17 protein-coding genes, 1 tRNA gene and 1 other annotated feature (1 of these 19 running past the window's edge) are annotated in these 18,613 nt (G+C 62.7%); of the genes, 10 read left to right on the top strand and 8 right to left on the bottom strand.

All coding sequences use genetic code 11. The features are described from left to right. Nucleotides 1–10 (bottom strand) — a sequence feature (sul1 is cis-regulatory element that is thought to sense ions involved in sulfur or methionine metabolism; They are found in Alphaproteobacteria); it reaches 46 nt to the left of the window's first position. Nucleotides 11–357: 347 nt separating this feature from the next. The 4 genes from C7I56_RS12335 to C7I56_RS07905 all read left to right on the top strand — a co-directional run bounded on the left by C7I56_RS12335 (nt 358) and on the right by C7I56_RS07905 (nt 1,956). Beyond that, a complete protein-coding gene (locus C7I56_RS12335) occupies nt 358–525 on the top strand; it encodes a hypothetical protein (RefSeq protein ID WP_158703049.1) in 168 nt (55 codons plus the stop codon). Nucleotides 526–625: 100 nt separating this feature from the next. Beyond that, complete coding sequence (gene pspA / locus C7I56_RS07915) at nt 626–1,300, top strand: phage shock protein PspA (protein WP_106640213.1); 675 nt, start codon at nt 626–628, stop codon at nt 1,298–1,300. Between the two features lie 23 nt (nt 1,301–1,323). Then, a complete protein-coding gene (locus C7I56_RS07910) occupies nt 1,324–1,692 on the top strand; it encodes a PspC domain-containing protein (RefSeq protein ID WP_342587704.1) in 369 nt (122 codons plus the stop codon). 30 nt (nt 1,693–1,722) lie between these two features. Next, nucleotides 1,723–1,956 (top strand): hypothetical protein, encoded by a 234-nt coding sequence (locus C7I56_RS07905; protein ID WP_106640037.1) that lies wholly within the window; start codon nt 1,723–1,725, stop codon nt 1,954–1,956. Nucleotides 1,957–2,129: 173 nt separating this feature from the next. Here C7I56_RS07905 and C7I56_RS07900 read toward each other — a convergent pair whose 3' ends face one another. Continuing rightward, the gene (locus C7I56_RS07900) at nt 2,130–2,615 is read right to left on the bottom strand and encodes a SixA phosphatase family protein (protein ID WP_158703048.1); all 486 of its coding nucleotides are present in this window, start codon (nt 2,613–2,615) and stop codon (nt 2,130–2,132) included. Between the two features lie 146 nt (nt 2,616–2,761). On the opposite strand from C7I56_RS07900, the gene C7I56_RS07895 reads away from it, so the two are divergent. The 3 genes from C7I56_RS07895 to C7I56_RS07885 are packed head-to-tail and all read left to right on the top strand — an operon-like array spanning nt 2,762 to nt 6,356. Beyond that, nucleotides 2,762–4,033, top strand: coding sequence for a 3-methyl-2-oxobutanoate dehydrogenase (2-methylpropanoyl-transferring) subunit alpha (locus tag C7I56_RS07895; RefSeq protein WP_106640035.1), 1,272 nt, complete (start codon nt 2,762–2,764; stop codon nt 4,031–4,033). Between the two features lie 5 nt (nt 4,034–4,038). Next, nucleotides 4,039–5,043, top strand: a complete 1,005-nt coding sequence (locus C7I56_RS07890) for an alpha-ketoacid dehydrogenase subunit beta (protein ID WP_106640211.1) — start codon at nt 4,039–4,041, stop codon at nt 5,041–5,043. A gap of 5 nt (nt 5,044–5,048) precedes the next feature. Further along, nucleotides 5,049–6,356, top strand: a complete 1,308-nt coding sequence (locus C7I56_RS07885; RefSeq protein WP_106640034.1) for a dihydrolipoamide acetyltransferase family protein — start codon at nt 5,049–5,051, stop codon at nt 6,354–6,356. Nucleotides 6,357–6,370: 14 nt separating this feature from the next. On the opposite strand, the gene C7I56_RS07880 is transcribed toward C7I56_RS07885, so the two are convergent. Both C7I56_RS07880 and C7I56_RS07875 read right to left on the bottom strand, forming a co-directional pair. Then, nucleotides 6,371–7,024: a YoaK family protein gene (locus C7I56_RS07880; protein WP_106640033.1), complete on the bottom strand. Its 654-nt coding sequence runs from the start codon at nt 7,022–7,024 to the stop codon at nt 6,371–6,373. Nucleotides 7,025–7,069: 45 nt separating this feature from the next. Beyond that, a complete protein-coding gene (locus tag C7I56_RS07875; protein WP_106640032.1) occupies nt 7,070–7,372 on the bottom strand; it encodes a hypothetical protein in 303 nt (100 codons plus the stop codon). A 213-nt stretch (nt 7,373–7,585) separates the two neighbouring features. Here C7I56_RS07875 and C7I56_RS07870 point away from each other — a divergent pair, with 213 nt between their 5' ends. Then, nucleotides 7,586–8,008, top strand: coding sequence for a hypothetical protein (locus C7I56_RS07870; RefSeq protein WP_106640031.1), 423 nt, complete (start codon nt 7,586–7,588; stop codon nt 8,006–8,008). A 180-nt stretch (nt 8,009–8,188) separates the two neighbouring features. After that, nucleotides 8,189–10,504 (top strand): transketolase family protein, encoded by a 2,316-nt coding sequence (locus C7I56_RS07865; protein WP_106640030.1) that lies wholly within the window; start codon nt 8,189–8,191, stop codon nt 10,502–10,504. Here the strand turns inward: C7I56_RS07865 and C7I56_RS07860 are convergent. Continuing rightward, nucleotides 10,501–11,550 carry an AI-2E family transporter gene (locus C7I56_RS07860; RefSeq protein WP_106640029.1) on the bottom strand — a complete coding sequence of 350 codons (1,050 nt, stop codon included), beginning with the start codon at nt 11,548–11,550 and terminating at the stop codon, nt 10,501–10,503. The genes C7I56_RS07865 and C7I56_RS07860 overlap by 4 nt on opposite strands. A gap of 80 nt (nt 11,551–11,630) precedes the next feature. Between C7I56_RS07860 and C7I56_RS07855 the strand changes: the two genes are divergently transcribed. Next, the gene (locus C7I56_RS07855) at nt 11,631–11,831 is read left to right on the top strand and encodes a hypothetical protein (protein ID WP_106640028.1); all 201 of its coding nucleotides are present in this window, start codon (nt 11,631–11,633) and stop codon (nt 11,829–11,831) included. 59 nt (nt 11,832–11,890) lie between these two features. Here the strand turns inward: C7I56_RS07855 and C7I56_RS07850 are convergent, their stop codons facing one another. From C7I56_RS07850 to C7I56_RS07835, 4 genes are all read right to left on the bottom strand, one after another. After that, entirely contained in the window at nt 11,891–15,340 is a 3,450-nt protein-coding gene (locus C7I56_RS07850; protein ID WP_106640027.1) for a TonB-dependent receptor, read from the bottom strand. 182 nt (nt 15,341–15,522) lie between these two features. Next, the gene (locus C7I56_RS07845) at nt 15,523–17,583 is read right to left on the bottom strand and encodes a transglycosylase domain-containing protein (protein ID WP_106640026.1); all 2,061 of its coding nucleotides are present in this window, start codon (nt 17,581–17,583) and stop codon (nt 15,523–15,525) included. Nucleotides 17,584–17,668: 85 nt separating this feature from the next. Next, nucleotides 17,669–17,744 (bottom strand) — tRNA-Thr (locus C7I56_RS07840). 16 nt (nt 17,745–17,760) lie between these two features. After that, complete coding sequence (locus tag C7I56_RS07835) at nt 17,761–18,612, bottom strand: hypothetical protein (protein WP_106640025.1); 852 nt, start codon at nt 18,610–18,612, stop codon at nt 17,761–17,763. Between the last annotated feature and the right edge of the window lies 1 nt (nt 18,613).

Raw genomic sequence — 18,613 nt, 5'->3', positions numbered from 1 at the left:
CGGGTCCATGCGAATGCGCGCCTCTTAACCGGGATGGCGGGCAATGCAAGCATGTGCTTGGCGCTATATTCCCTGCCCCCAAGTCCAATTCGTCACCCTGAACTTGTGTCAGGGTCCATCGTGACACCATCGCGATGTCACCGGCATGGATGCTGAAACAAGTCCAGCATGACGTTAAAAAGTGCGTCCCGACATTTGGGATATTTTCCCAATGAATGGCGGATGAATATTCAATAGTTCAAGTCGAACCCCCATTTCACCAGCTTTTCCGCCGCTTTCCGCATTTGGCACGGCTCTTGAAATGCTGTTGGCAAGCCGCCGGACTGGCGGATCAGACAGGGTTAGGGAGCCAAGACGATGATCAACTTCAAAAGTGATTTCCAACGGACCGCCACCGCGATTTTAGGCACGTTCGTCCTCACCACCACTTTCGTCGGCGCCGCGATCGGCCCGGCCCGCGCGGTTGAAACCGCGCCGGTCACCTACGCCGCCGCCGCTCAGAATACGGGTCACGTCAATGCCTGACGTGATCACGGTCGGCCGGGCGGATCTGATCCCGTTCTTCATCCCGCAGGGTCAGAGCCCCCGGCTGGCGGAATCTGGATTTTTCAAGGAGTTTTCACTGATGGGCATCTTCACCAGAACACGCGACATCGTCGCCGCCAATGTGACGGATCTGCTCGATCGGGCCGAAGACCCCGCCAAGATGATCCGGATGATCATTCTCGAAATGGAAGAAACTTTGGTCGAAGTGCGCGCGTCCGCGGCGCGCTCGATCGCCGACCAGAAGGAACTGCGCCGCCAGATCGCCAAGCTCGACCGGATCCAGGACGGATGGGTCGAGAAGGCCGAGCTAGCCCTTTCCAAGGATCGCGAGGATCTTGCCAAGGCCGCGCTCGTCGAAAAGCAGAAGGCTGCGGGCATGGCCGAAGGCCTGGAGGCTGAAATTCACGTTCTCGAAGACGCGCTGAAGGCATCGGAAGCGGATATCGCCAAGCTACAGACCAAGCTGCGCGAAGCCCGCACTCGCCAGAATGCGATCCAAAGCCGGATGGAAAGCGCCCACAACCGCGCCCGCCTCCGCGAGCTCTATTCCGGCGCGAAGACGGAAGAAGCCTTCAGCCAGTTCAGCCTGCTCGAACGCCGCGTCGACCTCGCCGAGGGTCATGTCGAGGCGCTCGCCCTCGCCGCGCCTAAAACTCTGGACGAAGAAATCGCCGAGCTTCGCAACGAAGAAAAGATCGAAGCCGAACTTGAGGCGCTGAAAGCGCGCCATATCGCCGCCGGGGAAGCGGCCTGAAACAGGATCAAGGGAGAATGATAATGACTACCCGCCCCAAATTCGCACTCGATAAAGCCAATGGTAAATGGATGGGCGTCTGCTCCGGCATCGCCCGCACGATGGGCTGGGATGCGACGCTCGTCCGTGTCGGCGTCGTCGTCGCCACCTTGCTCGGCGGCTTTCCGTGGACGTTGATCGCTTATGTGCTGACTGGCTGGCTGGCGCCCAAGGCCGCCCGGGCCGATTGGCAGCGCGATCCCCGCTTCGACCTCGAACGGCCCGTCGCCCGCACCTCGGTCCGCGACGTGCAGACCGACATGCGCGACATCGACCGCCGCCTCGCCAGCGTCGAACATTATGTCACCAACACCAACAGCAGCCTCGCGCGCGAAATCGAAGAACTACGCTGAAGGCTTAAGGATCAATAGGGGAGAAAGACAATGAGCGATCCCTTCACCCTCATCACCGTCGCGACCGCCAGCCTCTCCGGCCTCGGCATCGCCGCCTTCGCTGGCCTCAAGGGCTGGCAGGGCTGGCTCGACCTCAAGCGGCTGGAGCTGGCCGGCCACCGTCCCGACGGGCACGGCCAGACGGCCTTCGAGCGGATCGAGATGGCGGACCTTAAGGAACGCATCCGCAAGCTCGAAACCATCGCGGAAGTCGTGGACCTTTGAACACGCCCACTTTCGTTACACCCTCTTATCCGTTCGTGCTGAGTAGGGGCTGAGCGAAGTCGAAGACCTGTATCGAAGCACTCCGCTTGGAAATCCTTCGATACGCCGGTTCGACAAGCTCACCGGCTACTCAGGGCGAACGGAAAAGATGGGGCGGGATACAAGAAAAGTGATCAGCGGATCCTATCCCGAGCGGTCGTGCCGTCGCGCTCGACCTTCCAAATGTCTCCAAAGTCGGGGTGGGAGAGGGGAGCGGGCCGCTCCCCACCCAGCCCCGCCACGATATCCGGCACGGTATTGCTGTGCCCCACGACCAACACCGGCCCAGCCTCCGCCTTCATCATCGCCACCAGCCCCGCCGTGTCCTTGGGATCGTACATCTTGGGCGTCAGGCCGAGCTTCGCGGCAAGCGGCGCCGCCGTCTGCTGCGTCCGCTTTGTGGAATTGACGTAGATGACGGCAATACCCCCCTTGTCGAACCGGTCGGCGAGCAGCCGCGCGTGCCGCTGGCCTTCTTCCGTCAGATCGGGATCGGTCGAGCCTTCGGGCGTATGGAGATGGCGCACGACGTAGAAAGCGGGTGCCGGTTGCGGCGGAACGCTCGCGCAGCCGCCGAGAATCACCAATGCGAATGCGCCAATCAGACGTGACAGGATCATGGCTGGAAGCCCTTCTCTTCTTTGCCGTTTCGTCGCGGAAAAGCGCGGCTTTGGCAATGGCCGCGCACAAGGGATGCATCGGCCAAAAAATCTGCTAGGAGGCCCCATCAACGGCCGCTTGAAGCCGGCCGCGAAAGGGATAGAGGATGACAAGCAGCAACGAGCGCCGCAACCGCCCGGCGCTCTCTCTCCATGTACCGGAGCCCGATGCGCGTCCCGGCGAAGAGGTGGATTTCAGCGGCGTCGCGATTCCGGCTGCGGGCAGCGTCGCCCGCCCCGACATCAACGTCGCGCCCGCCGACATTCGCGACCTTCCTTACACCCTGATCCGCGTCCTCGACGACGATGGGAAGGCTGTCGGCCCCTGGGATCCGCGCCTCGACGCAGATACTTTGCGCCGGATGCTTCGCGACATGGCGATGGTGCGCGTCTATGACGAGCGCATGTTCCGCGCCCAGCGGCAGGGCAAGACGAGTTTCTACATGAAGTCGCTTGGCGAGGAAGCAGTGGCGGTGGCCGCAGCCCATGCGCTCGACCGCGACGACATGTGCTTCCCCACCTACCGCCAGCAGGGCCTGCTCATCGCGCGCGATTATCCGCTGACCGAGATGATGTGCCAAGTCTATTCCAATGCGGGCGACAAATTGAAGGGCCGCCAGCTTCCGATCATGTATTCGGATCGGGAAAAGGGCTTCTTCACCATCTCCGGCAATCTCGGCACCCAATATCCGCAAGCCGTGGGCTGGGCGATGGGGTCGGCGATCAAGGGCGATAGTCGCATCGCCGCCGCCTGGATCGGCGACGGCGCGACGGCGGAAGGCGACTTCCACAATGCCGTCACCTTCGCGGGTGTCTATCGCGCGCCGGTGGTGCTGAACGTCGTGAACAACCAGTGGGCGATTTCCAGCTTCTCCGGCATTGCGGGGGGCGAACTCACCACCTTCGCCGCGCGCGCCGTGGGCTATGGCATTCCGGGCCTACGCGTCGACGGCAACGATCCGCTCGCCGTCTATGCCGCGACCCGCTGGGCGGCGGACCGCGCCCGCTCGAACCTCGGGCCGACTTTGATCGAACTCTTCACCTATCGCGTCGAAGGCCACTCCACGTCCGATGATCCCTCCGCCTACCGGCCGCAGGGCGCGGGCGCGAAATGGCCGCTCGGCGATCCGTTGATGCGTTTGAAGGCCCACCTCATCGGCCTCGGCGAATGGGATGAGGAACGCCACCAACAGCTCCTCGATCAGCTTGGCGAGGAAGTGAAGGCGGCGCAGAAGGAGTCCGAGAAGCTCGGAACCCTCGGCGGCGAAGCGGCGCAGAGCGTCGAATCCATGTTCGACGACGTCTTTGCCGAACTGCCCTGGCACTTACAGGAACAGCGCGAACAAGCGCTCGCGGAAGCGGAGGCGAAGCGCAAATGACCGTGATGAACATGATCGAGGCGCTGAACAGCGCCCACGACGTGATGATGGGGCGCGACCCGGACATCGTCGTGATGGGCGAAGATGTCGGCTATTTCGGCGGCGTTTTCCGGGTCACCGCGGGCCTCCAGAAGAAATATGGCAAGACCCGCGCCTTCGACACGCCCATCGCGGAAGGCGGCATTGCCGGCACCGCGATCGGCATGGCGGCTTATGGCCTGAAACCCGTCGTCGAGATGCAGTTCGCCGATTATATCTATCCGGCCTTCGACCAAATCGTGTCGGAAGCGGGCCGCATGCGCTACCGCACGGCTGGCGAATGGACTTTGCCGATGGTGTTCCGCTCGCCCTATGGTGGCGGCATTTTCGGCGGCCAGACGCACAGCCAGTCGCCCGAGGCGCTCTTCGCTCATGTCTGCGGCATCAAGACGGTCATCCCGTCCAACCCTTATGACGCCAAGGGCCTGCTGATCGCCGCGATCGAGGATCCCGATCCGGTGATCTTCTTCGAACCCAAGCGCATCTATAACGGCCCGTTCGACGGCTTCCACGAGCGTCCCGTGACGCCCTGGGCCAAGCATCCGGCGGCGGAAGTGCCAGAAGGTTATTACACCGTGCCGCTCGGCAAGGCGGCGGTTGCCCGCGAAGGCAATGACGTGACCATCCTCGCCTACGGCACGATGGTCCATGTCGCGCTCGCCACGGCGGAAGAGCAGGGCATCGACGCGGAAGTCATCGACCTGCGCACCATCGTTCCGGTCGACATCGACACCATCGAAGCGTCGGTGAAGAAGACCGGCCGCTGCGTCATCATCCACGAAGCGACCCGCACCGGCGGCTTCGGCGCTGAACTCGCGGCGCTGGTGCAGGAACGCTGCTTCTATCATCTGGAAGCGCCGGTGCAGCGCGTTACGGGCTACGACACGCCCTATCCGCACTCGCTGGAATGGACCTATTTCCCGGGGCCGACGCGCCTCGGCATCGCCCTTAAAAAAGCATTGGAGGATTGACCCTCATGGCGCGCTTCGAATTCAAGCTGCCCGACATCGGCGAAGGCATCGCGGAGGCCGAAATCGTCGCATGGCACATCAAGGTCGGCGATATGGTCAAGGAAGACCAGCAGATCGCCGACATGATGACCGATAAGGCGACCGTGGAAATGGAAGCCCCGGTGTCCGGCAAGGTCGTCTCGCTCGCGGGCGAAGTGGGCGACCAGATCGCCATCGGCTCCGTCCTCGTCGTGTTCGAAACGGAGGGCGAAGTCGCCGCTCCGGCCGAGGAAGAGCGGCACGATACCGTGGCGCTCGGCGATGGGCTGATTGAACCCACACCCGAGATCGAGGAAGCAATCCCCTCCACCCAAGAGACGTTCGTCCCGAGCGAAGTCGAGGGGCGTGTCACAGACACCGAACAGCGCGCCTCGACTGCGCTCGGCACGAACGAGGGTGGTGCGGAAGAGAAGAAGGCGCACGTCCTCGCCTCGCCCGCAGTCCGCCAGCGCGCCCGCGATCTCGGTATCGACCTCGCCCAGGTCCGCACCGCATCGGACCGCGTTCGCCACGCCGATCTCGACGCCTATCTCCTCTACAATGGCGGTTCGGTCTCCGCGCGTGGCTACGCCCCGCGCGCTGACGAACAGGTCAAGGTCGTCGGCCTGCGTCGCAAGATTGCGGAGAATATGCAGGAAGCAAAGCGCCGCATCCCGCATTTCACCTATGTCGAGGAATATGACGTCACCGCGCTCGAACAGACACGGGCGATGATAAATGCGGACAGAGGCAGCAACCCGAAGCTCACTCTGCTCCCCTTCCTCATCACGGCGATGAGCCGGACGCTGGCCGATTATCCGCAGATCAACGCCCGTTATGATGACGAAGCCAATGTCATCACCCGTTCGGGCGCGGTCCATATGGGCATGGCGACCCAGACCGATAACGGCCTCTCCGTCGCGGTGATCCGCAACGCTGAAAGCCGCGACATCTGGGCCTTGGCCGCCGAAATCAAGCGCCTTGCCGACGTCGCCCGCACCGGCAAGGCGACGCGCGAGGAACTCAGCGGCTCGACCATTACCATTTCGAGCTTGGGGCCCATGGGCGGCGTCGTCTCGACCCCGGTCATCAACCGCCCGGAAGTCGCGATCATCGCGGTCAACAAGGTGGAGGAAAAGCCGGTCGTCATCGACGGCGAACTCGAAATCCGCAAGCGGATGAACCTCTCCATCTCTTGCGACCATCGCGTGGTGGATGGCTGGGACGCCGCGAGTTTCATGCAGGATCTGAAGAAGCTGATCGAAAACCCGCTGAAACTGCTCTCGATGCGGTGATCGTTCCGATGGGATCAGGCGCAGCCTGATCCCTCGTCGCCGGGCTCGTTTCGCGTAAAAAACGCTAGGAAAAGGGCTAGCAATGCGGGCGCCCATAACGCCCCAAGGCCAAAGCGGCCGTAGGCGATGCTCCCCAAAACCGCGCCACAGATCAATCCAGTCCAAAGAAATGCGTAAGACAGCCAGGAAAAGCGCGGGCCGCCGAGCAGCGCGACCGTCAGGCGCTGTCCGATCTTCACCAATGCCCCCGTCATGTAGGTCAGGCCGACGGTAACTTCTCCGTTCCGCGCGAAAGTCGCATTTTCCGCGCCCATAGCGAAAGCCATTGCAGGAATTGCGACGACGGCCAAATCCGCCATGCCTGCCGCACCGGCCGTCGAAAGGAGGGCGGCGATCAACATCAGCACCACGGGCCGACGTCGGGGGCCAGCCAGATGGCCCGCTAACGATCCGCCGATCACGCCGAGAAGGAAGGTGAAAATGAGAGCGCCTGCCAAGGCCGCTTCGCTCGCTCGTTCGGCAATTCCGACGGCCAGTCGGGTGGAATTGCCACTCATGAACGAGACGAAATAGCCGTCCAATTCGATGAAGCCCACGGCATCGACATATCCGGCCAATGCTGAGAGCGAGATGGCCAGCAGCCGCGCGTTTCTGTCATATCGATCCACATTGCTCGTCTAGCCGAAGAGGAGCGGGAAGATCAAAGCGGCCGCTCAGCCGGGCGCGATCTCATCGCGCTTCGCTGTGGGTACAGGACGGCAGGCGCTCTCGTCAGGGATGACGGCGCGGCGAAGCTCTTCCACGATCTTCATCGCGCCGGCCATTGACCCTACAGGGGCATCAAGGCCGAGCTTAACGGCGACGCCCGCCATGATCGTCTCGGCCTCGTCGAACGCCTGGCAGAAGAGAGGAGCGAGATCGGCGCGGTCGACGACGATGCGACGGAACACGGACATCAAAACGGCCTGAAGCGCGATCACTTCGGCCTTCACCAGCTCGGCTTCGGCTTCGTCCATGGCCTGACTCCCTGTCGATTGGATCAACCCACAGATATGTCCAAAGCTCCACCGCGCGCGGCTGCAACCGTCACGTCATCCACCCATAAACAACCTCGGTAGGGCCCAGCCTGTCGAAGCTCGGCTATAACCATCCTTCGGCCATCAGTGCCAGCGGGTGGGAGAGCAAAAACCATTTTCCTACAGAATGGTCATAGGCTTAGGTTCACCGCCATGGACGACCTTCCCGATTTCCTGCGCTTCACGCCTGTCTCCACGCGCGCTCGCCACGATGGCTGGACGGCGGACGCGCAGCGCCGCTTCATCATCTCTCTGGCACGCGGTGACGGCCCGTCCGTCGCCGCCCGTCGCGAGGGGAAGAGCCGCCAGACCGCTTATGCGCTGCGCAGGAAGCCCGGCGCTGAAAGTTTCGCCGCCGCCTGGGATGCCGCTCAGGATTTTGCCTGTGGCATCGGCGTCGCGCTGGAAGCCGCATTGCCGGGCATGCGGGACGATGTGATGCTCGTTCCTCGCTATTATCGCGGGCGCCTGATCGGCTTCGTCCAAAGGTCCGATCACCGCGCCCTGTTCCGCACTCTGAGCGCGCTCGAGCGGGCGGCGGAGCGGCTGGACACGACCGAAAACTGTCAAAACTGACAGTTTCGTCGTGCGAAAGCATCAACACTGTCAGCTTCCGCGCCCCGCCGCTCTCCACGTCATTCCGGCGAAAGCCGGAATCTCACTTCTCTTTAAAAGGCTAGAAGAGATTCCAGCTTTCGCTGGAATGACGTGTTTTGTCCTCTGCACCTTCTGCGCAAATAACGCTAAAGCCGCCTGATGCTCACGAAAACCGCGCCCGACCTTGAAGCCCTCCGTCTCCTCGACGATCGCCTGCGTTGGCTGTCCTCCTGGACAATCCACAACGCCAATCACATCCGCGAGAGCGTGGATGGGCTGAAGGTGGGCGGCCATCAGGCAAGCTGCGCGTCGATGACCGCGATCATGGCCGCGCTCTATTTCCATGCGCTGGGCCCCAACGACAAGGTCGCGGTGAAGCCCCATGCCGGGCCGGTGCTCCACGCCATCCACTATCTGCTCGGTTCACAGAGCCTGGAGCAGCTTCAGAATTTCCGCGGTTTTGGCGGGATGCAAAGCTATCCCAGCCGGACCAAGGACAAGATTCCGGTCGATTTCTCCACCGGTTCGGTCGGCCTCGGCGTCGCGATCACCGCCTTTGCCTCGCTGATCCAGGATTATCTCGTCGCCCACAATATGCTGGCGCCGGAAGAGACGGGCCGCATGGTCGCGCTGATGGGCGATGCGGAGCTCGACGAAGGCAATATCTACGAATGCCTGATCGAGGCCTATAAGCACGACATCCGCAATTGCTGGTGGATCGTCGATTATAACCGCCAGTCGCTCGACGCCACGACCGCCGACCGCATGTTCCGCCGCTTCGAGGAAATCTTCGCGAGCTGCGGCTGGCGCGTCGTCACGCTGAAATATGGCAAGGCGCTGGAAGCCGCGTTTGAGGAGACAGGCGGCGCGGCCCTCCGCGACTGGCTCGAAGCCGTGCCCAATGCCGATTATGCCGCGCTCTCCTATCTCGGGGGCGCGGCGTGGCGCGAACGGCTGTTGAACGACGCGCCGGACGTGAAGCCGATCCTCGACGCACGCGACGACGATGCTCTCCACTCCCTCCTGACGAACCTCGGCGGCCACGACATGGCGGCGCTCGTCGAAGCCTTCGACGGCGCGCAGGACGATGTGCCGACCCTCTTCATCGCTTATACGGTGAAGGGGCAGGGCCTACCCTTCGCGGGCCACAAGGACAATCATGCTGGCCTGATGAACCCCGGCCAGATTGCCGAACTCCGCAGCCGTATGGGGATCGCAGAGGGCGACGAATGGGCGCCTTATGCGGGCCTCGGCGGCAACAGCGCGGAAGCTGTGAAGACTGTGGTCGAACGCGCCCACATCGCCCGCGAAAAGCGTGCGCGTCCCTGGAATGTCGCCGACGTCCCGGCCATCGCGCCGCCTGCGGGCGAGGAGCAATCGACGCAGGCCGCGTTCGGCAAGATTTTGCTCGATCTCTCCCGCGCGGGCGGGGCGCTCGCCGACCGGATCGTGACGACATCGCCCGACGTCACCGTCTCCACCAATCTCGGCGCCTGGGTGAACCAGCGCGGCCTGTTCCGGCGCGGCGAGCTTCCCGACGTCTTCGCCAAGGCGAAAATCCCCAGCCCGCAAAAGTGGAGCGGACACCAGGCGGGCCAGCATGTCGAGCTCGGTATTGCGGAAAACAACCTCTTCCTGATGCTCGCCGCCATGGGCCTCGCGGGCGATTTGTTCGGCGAGCGGCTTTTCCCGATCGGCACCGTCTACGATCCCTTCATCGCGCGCGGCCTCGATGCGCTCAACTACGCTTGTTATCAGGATGCGCGCTTCATGCTCGTCGCGACCCCGTCCGGCGTGACGCTCGGGCCGGAAGGCGGCGCGCACCAGTCGATCAACCCGCCGCTCATCGCGATGGGCCAGCCGGGACTGCGTCATTACGAACCCGCCTTCGTCGACGAACTCGCCTTGTTCATGGAAGAAGGCTTCCGCCTGATGCAGCGCGAAGATGGTGAAAGCATCTATCTCCGTCTCACCACGCGCAGCATCGCGCAGATTGATCGCCCGGACGAGGCGTGGAAAACCGACGCCATCGCAGGCGCCTATTGGCTCCGCGAACCCGCGCCGGGCGCCGAGGCCGCCATCATCTATTCCGGCGCCATCGCACCTGAAGCCCTTGTCGCATGGGAAGCCTTGAATGACGACCTCCCCGGCCTCGGCCTCCTTGCCGTCACCTCGCCCGACCTCCTCCATCGCGGCTGGAGCCAGGGCATGGCCGGACGTTGGGCGGGCGGCGATGCAGGCCAAAGCCACATCGAAAAATTGCTCGCGCCCTTGTCGCGCAATGCGGGCCTTGTGACCCTGCTCGACGGCGCACCCGCCGCGCTTTCGTGGCTCGGCGGCGTCCACGGCCATCGCGTCAGCCCGCTTGGGCTCGATCGTTTCGGCCAGACCGGCAATCTGGGCGACCTCTATCGTTATTACCGCCTCGATGTCGATGCGGTGGTGGACGCGGTGGCGGAGCTGCTTATCCGCTAGCGCACTTTCTCGCCCGGTATCGGTGTCCGGGTGTGGAGGGCGGTGCGGATATAGAGCCGTTTCACCATCACATAGATGACGACGAGCAAGGGGGCCGCGACGAGGATGCCGGGTACGCCGAACAGCAACCCGCCGATGACGAGGGAAAAGAGGAGCAGGGCAGGGGGCAATGTCACGGCACGCTGCTGGACCAGCGGTTCGAGAAGGTTACCCTCGATCTGCTGGACCAGAAGGTAAAGCCCGATCGTCCACAACGCCGCCTCCGGGCTGACCGCGATGGCGAGAAGGACGGCGGGGATCGCCGATACGATCGGCCCGAGGAAGGGTACGAATTCGAGAATGCCGGAAAGGAGGCCAAGGGTAAGAGCCGCAGGAATGCCGATAATCGACAGGCCGATGAAGGTCAGGATGCCGACCGTCACCATCGATACCAGCCGCCCGAGCAGCCACAGCCGCAGCGCCTTCCAGCTATCGTCCAGCGCGCGGGCGGTAAGGCCCCGGCCCCGCGGCGGGATCATCTTGATGACGCCCCGCCGGTAAAGGTCCGGCTGGGCCGCCAGATAGATGCCGCCGAACAGGACAAGCAATGTGTCGGCAAGGCCATTGCCGAAGGAAAGGGCGAGACCGCCAATGTTGGACACGACACCGTCGCCCCGCCCGACACCCGCCATCCATTGCCGGAGCGGATCGGCAAGGCCGATCGGCTCCAGCCGCTGAAGCAACTGCTCCCACGCGCCCGGGATTGTCCGTTGCAACGTGCTCGATTGCGCAACGATCTCCGCGCCGAACAGCCACATGGATGTCGCGAACACCGCGATGACGATAAGCACCGAAATGCCGAGCGCCACACCGTGCGGAACGCCCAGCCGCCGCCCGATGGGGTTGGCGAGAATGCGAAAAATGACGGCGACCAGGACCGCCGCGAAGATGAGGATCAAAACGTCGCGCAGCGCCCAGAATAAGAGGGCGAGGCCGCCGATGAGCAGGGTCAGCGCCAGCCGCTCGATATATTCACGGTGGCTGATCTTGGGCTTCGGCTCGGCCATCCCTCGTCCTTTCGCGGAACAATAAGCGCCGGTCCGGCGCTTTTCCCGCAAATGCCACAATCGGTTCGACGGAGAAACATATGCTTGGAAAGATTGCCAGCGCCTTCATCGGCAAGAAGCTAGCCGGTCGCAACGAAGGCGGCCGCGGCGCCCTCATCGGCCTGGCCGCCCCCATGATCGCCCGCCGCGCCTTCGGCCCATTGGGGCTCGCCTTGGCCGGCGGTTATGCAGCGAAGAAAATCTACGACAAACGCCGTGAGCGGACGACGACCCGCGTCTAAGGCAAAAGAAAACCGGCGGTGGTCGCCCACCGCCGGTTTCTCAATCGACAATCTGCTACTTAGAACTTGTAGCTGACGCCAACCTTCAAACGCCAAAGCGACGCGCTCGTCTTCAGGGCGTTATCATCTTCATAAGTGCCGCCGTTGAATGTGCGAATGATGTACCTACCATCCGCATCAACGCCCGCCGGGAACGTCCTGGTGTCGAGCTGAGCGAGATCCTGGAAGCCCTGGGTCGAACGGCGGCGGAAGGTGTTCCAGCTGCTGTCGAGCAGGTTCAGGAAGTTGTCGACCATCCCGTAAACTTCGATCGTGTCACGACGCCCGAAGAGACCCTGCGGCCCCGGCAACTCCTGGGAGAAGCGCAGATCGAGATCGAAGAACCAATCGTTCTCGCAAGTATTGCGAGCAATCGTACGGCCCCGATAGTCGTTGTCGCAATCGATGGTGCCGAGGAAGTTCACCAGCTGAGCGACAGCTTCCGGGTTCGACGACGGCGACAGGTTCGGATCGTCCACACCGGTCGGGATGTAAAGCAGCGCATTGTCGCTACCCGACGCCGAAGCGTTGAACACGCCGCCGCCAGTGTAGGTCAGGCTGTACGGACGACCGGACCGCGCGACAAAGGTGAAGCCAAAGGTCGTATCGTTTTCACCAAAGAATTGCTCGCGGAACGTGGTCGACAGCGTGAAGTTGTGCTTCGTGCTGTAAAAACCGGTCGATGCCGCCGGATCCTGCCGATCGAAAGCTGCGACGTTGTCGTAGTTAGAGCCGGCAGTGGAGTTGAAGAAGTTACGGCGGTCCTTCGCATCGGTATAGGCATAACCAAGGGCGAAATAGACGTTGCCGCCCTCAGTGAAGACGCCGCGACCGAAGTTCTTCGACAGCAGGAACGAGGCGATCTGACTGTTATAGCTGCCTGCATTGGTCAGCATCAGTTCGTCGACACGTGCTGTGGAGAAGCAAGCGGCATTGATGTTCTGGTAGACAGGCGGCGAGCCGGTCGCCACCAATTCGCCCGTGCAGCCAGCGCGGTCCAGATCGATCTGCCGGTAGATGGGACGGCCGTCGATGGTGTAGCCGCCATCCCCGAGGCGCGTGTCGACTGCCTGGGCGAGATCGACGACCGAGAAGGGGTTGCGATAACGGCTCCAGATATAGTCGAGATTGACCCGCCAACCGCTGAAGAAGCCTTCGCCAAAGTTCAGCTCGCTCTCGATGCCGAGGTTGGCACGGAGAACCGTGGTCATCTTCAGATTGGGATCAATCGACTGCGTCGAACCTTGGCCGACGGCCGCACTGGCCGAGGCAGCGTCCACAACGCATTGGGGAATTCCGGTGAAGACACCGTTGACTACAACGTCGACCTGAGTGGTCGCGCTCTGCGCCGGGCATCCGGCCGACTGGAGCGTTCCCTGGGCAAAGGTGCTGCCATCATTCTGGAAGGCATTACCGAACCACACCAGCGGATCACCGCCGGAGAAGATGCCGACGCCCGCACGAACCTGCGTCCGTGAGAAGACGCTGAAATCGTTTACGTCATAGGTCGCGGCAAGACGGGGCAGAACAACCGGATCGATGTTGCTGAAGCCCGTATTGTTGACGATCCCGTAACGGTTGACGAAATTCTGATTGAGTTCGGGACGGTCGCCGTCATACCAATCAGCGCGAACGCCCATAACAACGTTCAGGCTGTCATTTACGCGCCAATCGTCCTGCGCGTAGACCGAATAGATGCTGCGCTGGAATTGAGCCGCTGCGTCGGTGACGTCGCCGCTGGCGGTGAAGTTGCCGAACGCGCCTTCCGTTGCGCCGCCGGTGACTTGATCCGGGAACGTACCCGTCGTGTTATTGCCCGTGCCCGGCGACAGAAGGCCAGCCTGGAGATCGGCAATGTTGCGGAACACGAGAGTGCCGGTGGCATTGGCAACATACAGGTTGAATACGTCGGCCTTGTTGATCTCGGCACCAAACTTCACCTGGTGGTCGCCGAAGTCGACGTTCATGCTGGCTTTATACTGCTCGATGGTCGAACGCAGATCGTTCGCCGTCCGGTTGATGCCCGGTCCTGCCAGAATGGTGCCTGCACGACCGCCGTTGGTGACGCCGACGATGATGCGCGGGATCGGATTATCCGACTGCGCTTCGCCGCCACCAACCGGATCCTGGCGATCCTGGATTTCCGAACGCGAGTAACGAAGCTCGGTGGAAATCTGGTCCGTCCAGTTCGAATAGAGACGACCGGAATAATAGTCCGAAACGCTGCCATGGCGCAGGAACGTGTTGATGCCGGTCAGCTGCGCCGAATTCTGGTTGCTGGTAAAATAGTCGTCGGTGCGGACTTCTGCCTCTTCGAGATGCTGATAGGTCGCTTCGAGACGGTGGTCGTCATTGATCCGAAGATCGGCGCGGACAAAATAACGCTCATTCGTAAACGGCTGAGTCCGCGGAATTTCGCCGGTTTCGATGCCGTAGGTGTCACGAAGGATTGCTGACACCTGATCGAAAGCTTCCTGAGTGATCGCTGTGAACTCAGTCGAGAAGCGCGGATTTGCGCCAACGGGGCCCTCATCCAGAGGATCGGACGATTTGTGCTTTTCATAGGCGCCGAACAGGAACAGGCGATCCTTGATCACCGGGCCGCCAAGCGAAACGCCCCAGCGCTTGTCGGTGAAGCTGGCGATTTCAAGATCTTCACCGGCAAGGCGGTCGCCCTGCAATTCGTCGCCGGTATATTCGAAGAACGCGGAGCCGTGGAACTCGTTCGTACCGCCCTTGGTGACGACGTTGATAGCGCAGCCCGTGAACTGGCCATATTCGACATCGAACGGCGCGAACTGAACCTGCGTTTCGCGGATCGCGTCATAGGGGAGCGGCGTTGAGCTGCGAGCCGAGAAGCCCGTGTCGTTAAGACCGTAAACGTCGCTCTGGGTAATGCCGTCGACAGTGAAGGCGTTACCGCGGTCGTTGCCGCCAAGGCAGGAGATGCGATCGGTATCGCCGTCGTCGCGATCAAGGCTGACACGCGGGTCGAGGCGAATGATGTCACGCACGTCGCGATTGAACGACGGAGCCGCTTCGAGAACTTCCGCACCAAATGACGTACCCGGACCGGTCGCGAGCTGCGTCAGGCCGACGCGCGAACCGGTGACCACGATCACCTCGTCGCCAGCGGTTTCGGCTTCAAGCGCGAAGGTCAGGCGGGTTTCGCCCTGAAGGTTGGTGAAAACCTGCTCAACGGTTTGTCCCTGGAAACGCGGAGCCGTTGCAGTCACCGTGTAAGGGCCGCCCGTGGTGAGGCCACGCGCGGAGAAGGTGCCATCGCCCGTCGTGGTGAAGGTGCGCTCCGCACCCGTGCGGGTGTCGGTGATGACGACGGTGGCGCCCGAAACTGCTGCGCCTGCCTGGTCGGTGACCTGGCCGCCAATTTCAGTCGTGATTTGCTGCGCATAACCCGCGACCGGGATGGCGAGCGCGGTGGTCGCGCAAAGAAGCGAAAGAATTCTCACGTGATGTAACCCCCAAAAAGGTTCGGCCGAGCGCCGGTTCGTCGTCGAGATGTCCGCTGCATGTTGCGGTGCAGCGGGCACGACGCGGCGCCTACGACGATTCTGTGACAGGATTAAGACCTAAGCTGAGCCACTTGAGTCTTAAGAGTCTGGTCTGTGGCTTTGGGGCAACGTTCCGCCAATTATTCCTGTGGAGGAGCAGCATCGGGCTCGTCCTCGCGCGCCGGAGGCGGGGGGGCGATCCTGATCGTTGGCGCCTTTTCGGGTGCTTCGGGATTAACCGGGATCGGAACATTTACCGTTCCGATCGGCGATTCGATCTCCAGATCGATGATCCCTTCTTCCCCACTGAAGATCGCGTTGATCGACGTGTTCCCGTTCACCTCATCCTCGAGGGCTGCGGGCTCCGGCAGCGTCTTGCGGTCAACGCCCAAGGCTTCCCCCATGAAGTCGCGCCAGATGCGGGCGGGGAGGCCGCCGCCGGCGAGGCCGCTGACCGGCTTGTTGTCGTCGCGGCCGACCCAGACACCGACGACAAGATCCTTGGAAAAGCCGATGAAGATGGCGTCGCGGCCGTCCTGTGTCGTCCCCGTCTTGCCATAAGTCGGTTCGCTGAGCGCCGCTGCGCGGCCCGTGCCCTCATTGGCCGAGGCGAAAAGCAGATCGTGCAGCATCTCTGACGTGCATCCCCCGATCCGGCTCTGGTCGCCCCAAAAACGATCGAACCAGCCCTGCTCGGACGCCTCCGGAATACCGTGCGCCTTCACGGGATAGGCGCTCGCCGCAACGGCGGCGTAGGCAGCAGTCATTTCCAGCAGGGTGACCCCAGACGTGCCGAGCGCGATGCTGGGATTGTCGGCAAGCGGACTGGTGATGCCAAAGTCACGCGCGGCCTCGATCACCGCCGGGCGGCCGACCCGTTCGGAAAGCCGTACGGCGGCGACATTGCTCGACGCGGCAAACGCCTGCTTGAGGGTGATCGTCCCGCGATAGCGCCCATCCGAATTGCGCGGCGACCAGTTGCCGATCGTCAGCGGTGCGTCCTCGATCTGGCTGTCCGGGGTCATGCCGTCGCGGATCGCGGCAAGGTAGACGAACAGTTTGAACGTCGACCCCGGTTGACGTTTGGCCTGCGTCGCACGGTTGAACGGGCTGTCCTTATAGCTTTTGCCGCCAACCATCGCGACGACTTGGCCGTCGGGCCGCATCGCGACGAGAGCCAGCTGGTTGGCGCCCGCCCCCGATCGGCGGACGACGCGGTTGGCGAGCGCCTGAAGGCGGCTGTCGAGTGTCGTTTCGATCGTCTGCTCGCCATAGCCCGTGCCTGCTGCGGCGCGAGCCTGAGGGAGCACCCAGTCGGCGAAATAGGTGCCGCTCGGCAGATCCTTCACCGGCCCGAGGTTGAGGCGGGCGGGCTTGGCGCGGCGAGCCTCGGCAGGCGTCAGGGCGCCGGTCTCCACCATCGCACCGATGACGAGTTTGCCGCGGTCCTGCGCGCCCTTCAGATTTTTGGTCGGGGCGAGGCGGGAAGGGGCCTTCATCAGACCGGCCAGCATCGCGGATTGCGCGACCGTCAATTCATCAGGATCGCGGTTGAAATAATGATGGGCCGCCGCGCGGAGACCATAGACGTTGTCGCCGAAATAGGCGTTGGAGATGTAGCGGGTGAGGATTTCATCCTTGGTCAGCCACGCTTCGAGCCACAGGGCAATGGCGGCTTCCTGCGCCTTTCGCCCGAATGTGCGGTCGTTCGACAGGAAGGACATTTTGGCAAGCTGCTGCGTGATCGTGCTGCCGCCCTCCCGCATCCCGCCCGCCTTGATATTGTTCCACATCGCCCGGGCAATGCCGCGCGGATCGATGCCGAAGTGGCTGTTGAATCGCCTGTCCTCAATGGCGAGGAACGCGGCCGGAACGTGATCGGGAAGTTCGGACAATACGACCGGTGCTTCGATGATCGCGCCGCGCCGGGCTATCGGTTTGCCATCCGCCGACATGAGGGTGATGCTGGGTGGTGCGATCGGCTCCAGCGACTTTGAAAGCGGCGCGGTGATGGCGAGCCAGGCGATCAGCAGCGCGAACAGCGCGGAAAACAGGTAGAAGCCGCGCTTCCACCACCGCCACCGCGATTTGCGCGGTGGCGCAAGGTCGAGCCCCGGGCCGGGATAGGGCGGCATCGCGCCGGACGACAGGGTTTCGGGGGAGGGCGGGTAGGCGCTCGCGCCACGGCCGAAAAAACGCATAGGCGTCATACTAAACTGATACAGCGGTGATCGGAAATCCTAAATTTCGCGATGGTCCGCAATTCTGAGCGATTTGAAGGAGGGCTGGTGCCGGGTGTCGGACTCGAACCGACGACCTACCGCTTACAAGGCGGTTGCTCTACCAGCTGAGCTAACCCGGCGCCGCGCCTCCATGCTTCAACGCACGCCGAAGGTCCAGCCCTCTGTACGCGCTATTTCCGGCGTGAGGGCCGCTGGCGCCCAATAAGACGGGTTATCCGCGATGCGGCGAAGGCCTGCTGCGGCGATGAGAACGTCGGTTTCGTGGTCGCTTGGATCGGAGGTGAGCGCCACAGGATCGCTGCCGAGTGCATGCAGCGCGGTGTGCAGTTCGGCGAGCGTGCGTACCTTCCGTCCGCTTCGCCCCGCCATCAGTATGAACACGCGGGTGTAGATTTCAACGACGAGGCTTCCTTCATTCGGCACAGGGTCGAACGGCCAAACCGGCAGCTGACCCTGCAAGCGGTTGAGGAGCCGCATGCCGGCATAGCTCGCTTTGGCGACCTGCGACGCACCGATCGCGTCATAGAGGGTCGATGCCTTGCCTCCACCCAAGGCATTGAAGGCGTGCTCGCAAACGCGGTGATGCAGGAAATCCCTCTTCACGCCGTCCGCCGCGCCGAAATAGAAATGCGGGCGGTGGTGGGTTTCGAGGAAACTTGCGGCACCCAGATCCTCGTCGGAACAGAGAGCGTCGACATAGGCCCAGAAGCTTTTGGCGTCGGCAGGGACGGCCACTTCCCCGGGCAGGTAGGCGCCGCGCTCGGCCATGGGTGGGGCATAGCTGAAGTCGAAGCCGTAAAGGGTCGGTGCCTCCTTGGAGGTGGCAAGGAGCCATTCGAGCACCTCTGCCCGCGACCAGGGCTTGTCGCGGTGGATCAGGCGAGGGGCGCCCATTCCGGCATCGCAAATTGCGACGGCGATGCCTTTGTGGCGTCGCCCCTTCGCACCGGACCAATCGATTGCCGCGAAGCGGGTGAAATCCTCCACT

Origin of the sequence: Allosphingosinicella vermicomposti, from assembly GCF_003012815.1 — a bacterium.
GTDB classification, from domain to species: Bacteria; Pseudomonadota; Alphaproteobacteria; order Sphingomonadales; family Sphingomonadaceae; genus Allosphingosinicella; species Allosphingosinicella vermicomposti.
Note: the sequence above shows the minus strand (reverse complement) of the source record. Positions and strands in the feature narration are given on the sequence as shown.